A 9118-nucleotide genomic window follows, 5' to 3' on the forward strand; every position below is an offset into this window, starting at 1 on the left:
GCCAACCGGCACCCAGCGTCGTCGGACATTCACTGGCAGCGCTTTTCCGTCGCCTACGACTATCCCGTGGCCTTCACCCGGGAAATCTTCTCTCCCGACAACGCCCTGCTGGCCGATGTCATCTCGCGCCGCGAACCCCGCAAGAACCACCGCTGCCTGATCTACGTCGATGCCGGCATTGCCGCCACCTGGCCGGACCTGAACCGGCGTATCGATGCCTACTTCGCCGCCCACGCCAGCCGCATGACCCTGCTGGCGGCGCCCATCACCGTGCCGGGCGGGGAGTCCGTGAAGGCCAACCTGGAGACGATCGACGGCGTGCTGGAAGAGATCCGGCACTACGGCGTCGATCGTCACGCCTACGTCATCGTCATCGGCGGCGGCGCGGTGCTGGATGCGCTGGGGCTCGCCGCCGCCATGGGCCATCGCGGCGTCCGCCTGATCCGGCTACCCACCACGGTGCTGGCGCAGAACGACAGCGGCGTCGGGGTCAAGAATGCCGTCAACTTCAAGGGCTACAAGAACTTCATCGGCACCTTCGCCCCGCCCTGGGCGGTGCTCAACGACTTCGACTTCCTGAGCACGCTCTCGCGCCGCGACCGGCTGGCCGGTATCTCCGAAGCGATCAAGGTGGCGCTGATCCGCGATGGTGCCTTCTTCGACTGGCTGGAAGCCAACGCCGATTCGCTGGCCGAGTTCGACCCGCGCACCGAGGAAGCGATGATCCGCCGCAGCGCCGAGCTGCACATGCGCCAGATCGGCCGTGGCGGCGACCCGTTCGAACAGGGTTCGTCACGCCCGCTGGATTACGGCCACTGGGCGGCCCACAAGCTCGAGGCCCTGACCCACCACGGCATCGGCCACGGCGAGGCCGTCGCCATCGGCATCGCCCTGGACACGCGCTACTCCGTGCTGACAGGCCTGCTGCCCGCCGGCGCCGAGTGGCGCGTCGTGTGGCTGTTGAAGCGCCTGGGCTTGCCGGTCTTCCACACCCAATTGATGGAGCTCGGCGACGACGGTCGTCTTGCCATCATGGCGGGGCTCCGGGAGTTTCAGCAGCACCTCGGCGGCGAGCTGACGATCACGCTGCTGGCCGGGTTGGGGCGTGGACACGACCTCCACGAGATCGATGAAACCACCATGACAGCCGCGATCGACTGGCTGCGCGAAGAGGCAAACCACCATGCAGCTGCCTGATGATCTGGGTCAACTGACCTACTGTCTCAACATCCACCCGACTCAGACCTGGGAAGCGGTGCGCGAGGCGCTGCTCGGGCCGGTCAAGCGAGTGCGGGAAACCGTCTGCCCCGAGGCGACCTTCGGCGTGGGTCTGCGCCTGTCTGCCCAGGCGCTGGAGGAGCTCCGCGCCCCCGGCGCACGGGCCGAACTCAAGGAGATCCTCGCGCGGGAGAACTATCGCGTGGTGACCATGAACGGCTTCCCGTTCGGTCCCTTCCATGGCATCCCGGTCAAGCAAGCCGTCTACCAACCCGACTGGAAGCAGCGCGCCCGGCTCGACTACACCTGCTGGCTCGCCGACCTGATGGCGGAACTGGGCACCGCCGGCGACACCCTGAGCCTGAGCACCGTACCCGGCACCTACAAGCCGTTGGCCGAAGGGGCTGCACCGGCGATGGCGGAAAACCTGCTCAAGGCGGCGGCCCACTGCGTCAAGCTCGCCCAGAAGACCCAGGTCACCATCGCCATCGCGCTGGAGCCCGAGCCCCACTGCTTCCTGGAGACCATCGCCGAAACGGTCGCGTTCTTCCGCGACCATCTCTATTCCGATACGGCCGCCAACCGTCTGAGCGAACTCAGCGGCCTGTCGCTCGACGAGGCGAGGGAGGCGCTGCCGCGGCATCTGGGTGTCTGCTACGACGTCTGCCACGCCGCGGTGGAATTCGAGGATCCGGCCGCCAGCATCGAGGCCCTGCGCACGGCAGCCATTCCGATCCACAAGCTGCAGCTGAGCGCCGCACTGCGCGTTCCACGGATCGACGCGGCGAAGCGCGACGCGCTGGCACCGTTCTGCGAGCGAACCTATCTGCATCAGGTCGTGGTCTCCAGCGCAGACGGACTGGTGCGATACGCGGACCTGCCCGAGGCGCTGGCCGACGACGCCAGAGCCGACGGCGAAGAGTGGCGCGTGCACTTCCACGTGCCGATCTTCGCGGACACGATAGCGCCGTTCGAGACCACCCAGTCGTTCCTTACCGACATCCTCGCCCTGCATCGCCAGCGACCGATCTCGCAGCACCTGGAAGTGGAGACCTACACATGGCAGGTATTACCGGAGACTCTGCGCACGGAGAGCGTGGAAGCGGCCATATCCCGCGAGCTGACCTGGGTCGCACGACAGCTGGCGTGACCACGGCGGGGCCGGCCAGGAAGCGTAGCGCCCGGATCTGGCTGGAGCTGGGGCGCGTTTCCAATCTCCCCACGGTCTGGAGCAACGTGCTGGCCGGCGGCGTGCTGGCGGGGGCCGGTGGTGCCGCGCTGTGGCATACCCCCGCGCTCTGGACGTCGCTGCTGGCATTGACGCTTTTCTATCTCGGCGGCATGTACCTCAACGACGCCTGCGATGCCGAGATCGATGCCCGCGAACGCGCCGATCGGCCCATCCCTCGGGGGGACGTCGACCGCCTGACCGTCACGCTGCTGGGCACCGCGATGCTGGCGTCGGGAAGCGGGCTGCTGTTCCTGAGCCATCCGCCCGCCGGAATCACCGGCCTGGCGCTGGTCGTCGCGATCCTGGGCTACGACTGGTGGCACAAGCGGATCGGCTGGAGCCCGCTGTTGATGGGTGCGTGCCGACTGTTGACCTACCTGACCGCCGCGCTGATGGTTGCCGACACCCTCGATGCGGCGGTGGTCTGGGGTGCCGTCGGCCTGGCCTGTCACGTCATCGGCCTGACCTACGCCGCCCGCCAGGAGGCCTACGATCGGCTGGGCGCCGCCTGGCCGTTGGCCGTGCTGGCGGTGCCGGTCGCGCTGATGCTGGCCGCCATGCTGACCGGTCCCGAACCGTCGCTGCTGGCGTTGATCCTGTGGCTGGGCTATCTGGTCTGGGGCGCGCGCTGCCTGCTGTGGCTATCCCGCCGCGCTGCGGGGGACGTACCGCGTGCCGTCGTCGGCCTGATCGCCGCGATTTCGCTCTATGACGCCACGCTGATGGCGGCCATGGGCGCCAGCGGGATGGCCTTGCTGGGTGCCCTGTCCTTCGCCGCGACGCTGGCATTGCAACGGGTGACGTCCGGGACCTGAATCGACACACGCCAACCGGTGGCGGACGCCGCCGGAGGCAGGACGATCTTCGCCAAACGGACCAGGCCGACCCCACATCATGGTGATGCGGGCCCGGCCTTTTTTTGCCGTACGTCAGGCGCTGGCGTTATCGACGGCGGTCCGGCGGTACGCCATATCCTCATCGTCGCCTTCGAAAACGTGAGCCAATACCAGCGCCTTGAAGTCCGTCGCCTCGACCGGCCCGGCGGGCAGCAGGCCAGCTTCCGACGAGATCACCAGCGGCCCCATGGAGGGATCGTCGGTCAGCCGCCCGTGGGCGCCCTTGACCAGCGCCGTGTCCTTGAGCGAGATGACGTCCAGCAGTTGACGCATGCCGAGCCGCCGCTTGGCGAGACGCCATCCCGCCGCCAGCTTGGGCGACTTCAGCGCGGGATCGAAGAACAGCTCCAGCGGGTCGTAGCCCGGCTTGCGATGGATGTCGACGGTGCGCGCATAGTCCGGGGCTCGGGCATCATCCAGCCAGTAGTAGTAGCTGAACCAGCGATCCGGTTGGGCGATCGCCACCAGCTCTCCCGCGTTGGGGTGGTCGAGCCCCTGCTCGCGCTTTTCGCGGTCGCCCCAGACCGCTTCCACGCCCTCCAGCCCTTCCAGCAGCGCCCTGATCTTCGGAATCTCTTCCGGATCGCGAACGTAGACATGGGCGACCTGATGATCCGCCACCGCGAAGGCTCGCGACGCCCCGGCGTCGAGCTGCTCCTGCTGCCGTTCCCGACGCACCGCGACCAAGCCGGCCTCACGCAGCGCGCGATTGATATGGACGGCCTCGCTAACCGGCGTGATCCCGTACTCGGAGACCACGATGACCCGACGCCCTTCCCGCTCGGCCGCGTCGATCAGTTCACCACACAGCGCATCGACCTCCTGGAGATCGCGCTGCAACTCGGGATGGGCAACATCCGGCCCCAGGCGCTGAAGGTTGTAGTCCAGATGCGGCAGATAGGTCAGGGTCAGGGTGGGATCGCGGGTTTCCATGACATGGCGCGTCGCATCGCTGATCCAACGACTCGACGAGATATCCGCCATTGGCCCCCAGAAGGTGAACAGCGGAAAGGTGCCCAGCCTGGCGTCGAGTTCGTCGTGGAGATCCGACGGATAGGTGTAATGATCGGGTAATTTACGGCCGTCGGCGGGATACATCGGCCGCGGCGTGGCACTCCAGTCGGCGCTCGAATACATGTTGTACCACCAGAACAGTTTGGCGCAGGTAAAGTCGGGATTCTTCCGTCTCCCCGCTTCCCAGATCTTCTCGCCCGCCATCAGGCGGTTGGACTGGCGCCAGAACCAGACCTCGGCAAGATCCCGGAAGTACCAGCCGTTGGCCACGGCGCCGTGCCGCCCTGGCGGCAAGCCGGTCAGCAACGTCGCTTGAACGCTGCAGGTCACCGCCGGTGTCACGGTGTTCAACGGCCGCAATCCGCCCCGTTCGGCGAGCCGTTTCAGGGCCGGCGTATGGTCACCGACCAGTTGGGGCGTCAGCCCGACCACGAGAATTACCAGGGTATTGTGCATGGCGCCGGCCTGCCGATTCGAGGATGAATTTTTGCCGTCGCGATCTCATCGCAACGTTCTGTAAAGACTCCATATCAGTTGGAATAACGACAGACAATCGGCGCGACGATCAACGCCCGATTTTGAGAAATTATCACGAGAAAAGTGAAGGTACCGACCCGCTATCGGGGCAAAAAAGTCATTCGATAAGTCCGTTTCAGCATTGGATCCTGAACCCTCGACTGGCCAGTTAATTGAGCTTGGGGATTCTTTTGGCGACCCGATAAAGTGGCTTCTGAAATCACTGGCCCGGAAATTTACATGTCCGTTACACCTTTGAAGCTACTGCGCGACTGGACCTGCCGTCAGGCCCCGGATCAAGCCCGTTGGCTCGTCGGGCAGTACGCCTCGCTGGGCCAGAGCGGCAACGAGAAGGATCTCCATCTATTTCTCGGCCTGGTGCCGCGACGACTCGGCAAGCAGGATCTGAGGCTCACTCCACAGGACCTGGCGATGGCGGACCAGGCTTATCCGGGCTGGAGTCCCGAGGGCTGGAGCCTCGATGGAGCGGCCCGCATCGCCGCCCTGCTCGCCTTCGAGGGCAACCGCCCGTTTTCGGACACATTCCAGGATCTGGTCCGGACCGCCGACGCCCGCGAGTTGATCACGCTCTATCGAGGACTGGCTCTCTATCCCCGACCCGAGTCGTTGACGGACGCCGTAGGCGAGGGGCTGCGCTCCAACATGCGTGCGGTGTTCGAATCCATCGTGCACGGCAACCCCTATCCGCGCGACCACTTCGACCAGCATCGCTGGAACCATATGGTGCTCAAGGCGCTGTTCGTCGGTAGCCGACTCTCCCCCATCGTCGGCCTGGACTCGCGGGTCAACGCGGAGCTGGCCGCGATCCTACTCGACTACGCTCGGGAACGATGGGCGGCCGGGCGCGAGGTGAGTCCTGAACTGTGGCGCTGTGTCGGGCCTTTCGCCGAACGCGTCGGGGCCTACGATGCCCTGCAACGGGCCTTGGTGGGGGCGCCGGAAGAGCGGAGTGCAGCGGTACTGGCATTGATTGCTGCGGACACCCTTTACGCCCGGGACCTGCTTCAGACGGTGCCGGAGATCACCGCACTGGTCGCGGACGGACGTCTCGACTGGAACCACCTCACACTGAAGGAGGCCGCCTGAGATGTTCATCGATCCCCATGCCCACATGGTGTCCCGTACCACGGACGACTACGAGGCCATGGCCGCCGCCGGCATCGTGGCCCTGGTCGAACCGGCGTTCTGGGTCGGGCAGCCCCGGCCCTTCGTCGGCACTTATGTCGACTACCTATCTTCGCTGGTTGGCTGGGAGCGTTTCCGCGCCGGCCAGTTTGGTATCCGTCACTACTGCACCATCGGCCTAAACTCGAAGGAGGCCAACAACGAGGCGCTGGCGGAGGGTGTGATGGAGTGGCTGCCACGATTCGCCCTCAAGGAGGGCGTCGTCGCCATCGGTGAAATCGGCTATGACGAGCAGACCCCACTCGAGGACAAGTACTTTCGTGCCCAACTGGCACTGGCCAAGCAGCTCCAACTGCCAGTGATGGTGCACACGCCGCACCGCGACAAGAAACGCGGCACCTCGCGCTCGATGGACGTCTGCGAGGAGATGGGGCTCGATCCGTCGTGGGTGGTCATCGATCACAACAACGAGGAGACCGTGCGTGAGACGCTCGATCGCGGTTACTGGGCCGGTTTCTCAATCTACCCGTCGACCAAGATGGGCAACGCACGAATGGTCGAGCTGCTCAAACAGTATGGCGGCGACCGGATCATCGTCGACAGCGCCTGCGACTGGGGGATCTCGGACTGTCTCGGCGTCCCCAAGACGGCGCGGCTGGCGCTCGAGTCCGGGATTGCCGAGACCGTGGTACGCCAGGTCACCTACGACAACGCCCTCGCCGTCTACGGCAAGAGCGGCCAGATGCAGGCCGCCGATTGGCTCGATCCCGCGCCCATCGACCAGCGCACGCTATTCGAGGGCAACTCGATCCTGCGAGGCGGCCGCGATCCGCGGGTGGAGGCAGCGGCTGATCGCCGCCGCGACCGACTACTGATCGAATAGCGCGAACGTCCCTCTGCTGCGGCGCCTCCGTTCAGGCTGGCACCCGGAGCCTCTCGACGGCAAAATGCGGTCAACCACCGATGCGCCGCCGAGAGGAACTTCATGGTTTCACCGATCGACAATCCTGTCACCGAATCGGACACCGATGCCAGGCGTCCCGACACCACCCTCGCCATGATCGTCTACGCCCTGCTGCTGGGCGTCTTCGTGACCGGTATCACCCCGGTGAGCGGCGTGATCATCGCCTATGTCTACCGCGGCAATGGCCCGCGCTGGCTGGACGAGCACTATCGCTACCATATCCGTACCTTCTGGATCGGGCTGCTCTACGCCTGTATCAGTTGGGTACTCGCCTTCGTGCTGATCGGATTCGTGTTGATGGCGCTGCAGGCGGTGTGGCTGATCGTGCGCTGCGTCATCGGCTTCAAGGCGTTGCAGGAACGGCGCGCACCGGACAAGGTCGATAGCTGGCTGTGGTGATGCCGAAAGTCAGCTCCCGTTCATGCCGCCGCCCACCGTGCCGGGACGCCGAACCGAGAGATCCGGCAATGACGTGCACCGAGAGAAAGAGAGACGAATGATCGAAGGTCTTCAAGCTCGCGCCATCCACCTGCTCTGGCGTCTGCTGTCACACTGCCGGCTTAGGACGATGTGGTCGCTCGCGGGTGTCGCCAGCCGCGTGCTGTATGCCGTTTCCCGGCGGGAACGCCACGTCAGCCGACGCAATCTGGAAGTCGCCTATCCCGACGACGATGGTGAACAGCGTCGCCGCCGGATCCAGGCCAGCCTGCGTCACTCCGCGGCGACCATGCTGGAGCTCGGGTTCGCCTGGATCGCCGATCCCAGGCGCGTCGACGCCTCGATCGTCGAGGTCCACGGTCGCGAGCTGCTGGACGAGGCTCGCGCCGAAGGTCGTGGCGTGATCGTGCTGGCGCCCCACTTCGGCAATTGGGAGGTGCTCAATTTCTGGCTGTCGAGCCACTTCCCGTTCACCGCCATGTACGAGCCGCCCAAGATGGCCGACCTCGATCCCGTCATCCGTCACGGCCGCGAGCGAATGGGCGCCGAGCTGGTACCGACCAACCCGCGCGGCGTCGCCGCCCTGCTCAAGGCACTGAAGCGCGCCGAAGCCGTCGGGATCCTGCCCGATCAGGAGCCCGACTGGGGCAGCGGCGTGTTCGCCGATTTCTTTGGCCGCCCCGCCTATACCGCCACACTGCTGCCGAAGCTGGTGGCCCGGACCCAGGCTCGCGTCGTCACCGGCGTCGCCAGGCGCCTGCCCGAGGGCCGCGGCTTCGCGATCCACTTTCTGGCCGCCGACGACCGCGTCTATGACACGGATGAAAAGGTGTCGGCGCTCGGCGTCAACGCCTGCGTCGAGTCAGCGATCGCGCTCGATCCGGTTCAGTACCAGTGGGAGTACAAACGCTGGAAGAAAACCGAGCAGGAGCAACAGCTCGTGCCCGGCTATCGGAAACACAGGCTCTACAGCAAACGCTGAGCGTCGGCGCGAGCCACTGCGCTACTGGGCCAGTCCGCCGAAGTGCCCGGCCTGGTAATCATCGATGGCCGCGACGATCTCCTCCCGGGTGTTCATCACGAACGGGCCATGGGAGACCACCGGCTCATCGATCACCTCGGCATGACCGAAGATCAGCCTGGCATCGTCCGACGCTTCGAGTTCGACGGCATCGCCGGCCCGATCCAGTTCGATCAAATGGCGTGACTTCACCGCCTGGCCGGCCACCGCTATCTCACCACCGACGACGTAGAGGAAGACCTGTCGTCCTGTCGGGACCGACAGCATAGGGGAAGCGCCCGGCGTTAGCGTCAGCGTCGACATGAACACATCGGTCAGGCTCTCGACAGGCCCGCGTTGGCCCTCGAACTCACCGGCTATCAGGTTCAGCTCACCGCCGCCGGGCAGGGAAACCGTCGGAATCGACTCGCACTGCAAACCGGTATAACGCGGCTCGCTCATCTTCAGCCGCGCCGGCAGGTTGATCCACAGCTGCAGAATCTCCAGCGGCCCACCATCGCGCAGGAACTCGGGCGGGGAAATCTCGGCATGGACGATGCCACTGCCGGCGGTCATCCACTGCACGCCGCCGGCGTGGATCACGCTCTGATGATCGGCGCTGTCGGCGTGGGCCAGCGAGCCTTCGAGAATGAAGGTCACCGTCTCGAAGCCGCGATGCGGGTGCGGCCCGAACG

General features: G+C 65.6%; 9 protein-coding genes. 7 read left to right on the plus strand and 2 right to left on the minus strand.

Annotated elements, in window-relative coordinates; genetic code table 11:
• The 3 genes from AC3AYF_RS14415 to AC3AYF_RS14425 all read left to right on the plus strand — a co-directional run.
• A partial coding sequence (locus AC3AYF_RS14415; protein ID WP_295037412.1) for a 3-dehydroquinate synthase occupies positions 1-1197 on the plus strand: 1197 nt, incomplete at its 5' end.
• Positions 1184-2368: a metabolite traffic protein EboE gene (eboE, locus tag AC3AYF_RS14420; protein WP_295037413.1), complete on the plus strand. Its 1185-nt coding sequence runs from the start codon at positions 1184-1186 to the stop codon at positions 2366-2368. The genes AC3AYF_RS14415 and eboE, both read left to right, overlap by 14 nt.
• Positions 2365-3264 (plus strand): UbiA family prenyltransferase, encoded by a 900-nt coding sequence (locus tag AC3AYF_RS14425; RefSeq protein ID WP_295037414.1) that lies wholly within the window; start codon positions 2365-2367, stop codon positions 3262-3264. Before eboE ends, AC3AYF_RS14425 begins: the two co-directional genes overlap by 4 nt.
• Before the next feature lie 114 nt (positions 3265-3378).
• On the opposite strand, the gene AC3AYF_RS14430 is transcribed toward AC3AYF_RS14425, so the two are convergent.
• Complete coding sequence (locus AC3AYF_RS14430; RefSeq protein ID WP_295037416.1) at positions 3379-4815, minus strand: alkaline phosphatase family protein; 1437 nt, start codon at positions 4813-4815, stop codon at positions 3379-3381.
• A gap of 300 nt (positions 4816-5115) precedes the next feature.
• Here AC3AYF_RS14430 and AC3AYF_RS14435 point away from each other — a divergent pair, with 300 nt between their 5' ends.
• From AC3AYF_RS14435 to AC3AYF_RS14450, 4 genes are all read left to right on the plus strand, one after another.
• A complete protein-coding gene (locus AC3AYF_RS14435; protein ID WP_295037418.1) occupies positions 5116-5982 on the plus strand; it encodes an EboA domain-containing protein in 867 nt (288 codons plus the stop codon).
• Position 5983: 1 nt separating this feature from the next.
• A complete protein-coding gene (locus AC3AYF_RS14440; RefSeq protein ID WP_295037420.1) occupies positions 5984-6904 on the plus strand; it encodes a TatD family hydrolase in 921 nt (306 codons plus the stop codon).
• A 102-nt stretch (positions 6905-7006) separates the two neighbouring features.
• Entirely contained in the window at positions 7007-7384 is a 378-nt protein-coding gene (locus tag AC3AYF_RS14445; protein WP_487779906.1) for a DUF4870 family protein, read from the plus strand.
• Positions 7385-7481: 97 nt separating this feature from the next.
• The gene (locus AC3AYF_RS14450) at positions 7482-8405 is read left to right on the plus strand and encodes a lysophospholipid acyltransferase family protein (RefSeq protein ID WP_295037423.1); all 924 of its coding nucleotides are present in this window, start codon (positions 7482-7484) and stop codon (positions 8403-8405) included.
• Positions 8406-8426: 21 nt separating this feature from the next.
• On the opposite strand, the gene AC3AYF_RS14455 is transcribed toward AC3AYF_RS14450, so the two are convergent.
• Positions 8427-9118: pirin family protein (locus tag AC3AYF_RS14455; protein ID WP_487779907.1), on the minus strand; the 692-nt coding region annotated here is incomplete at its 5' end.

This window comes from Salinicola sp. (assembly GCF_982684285.1).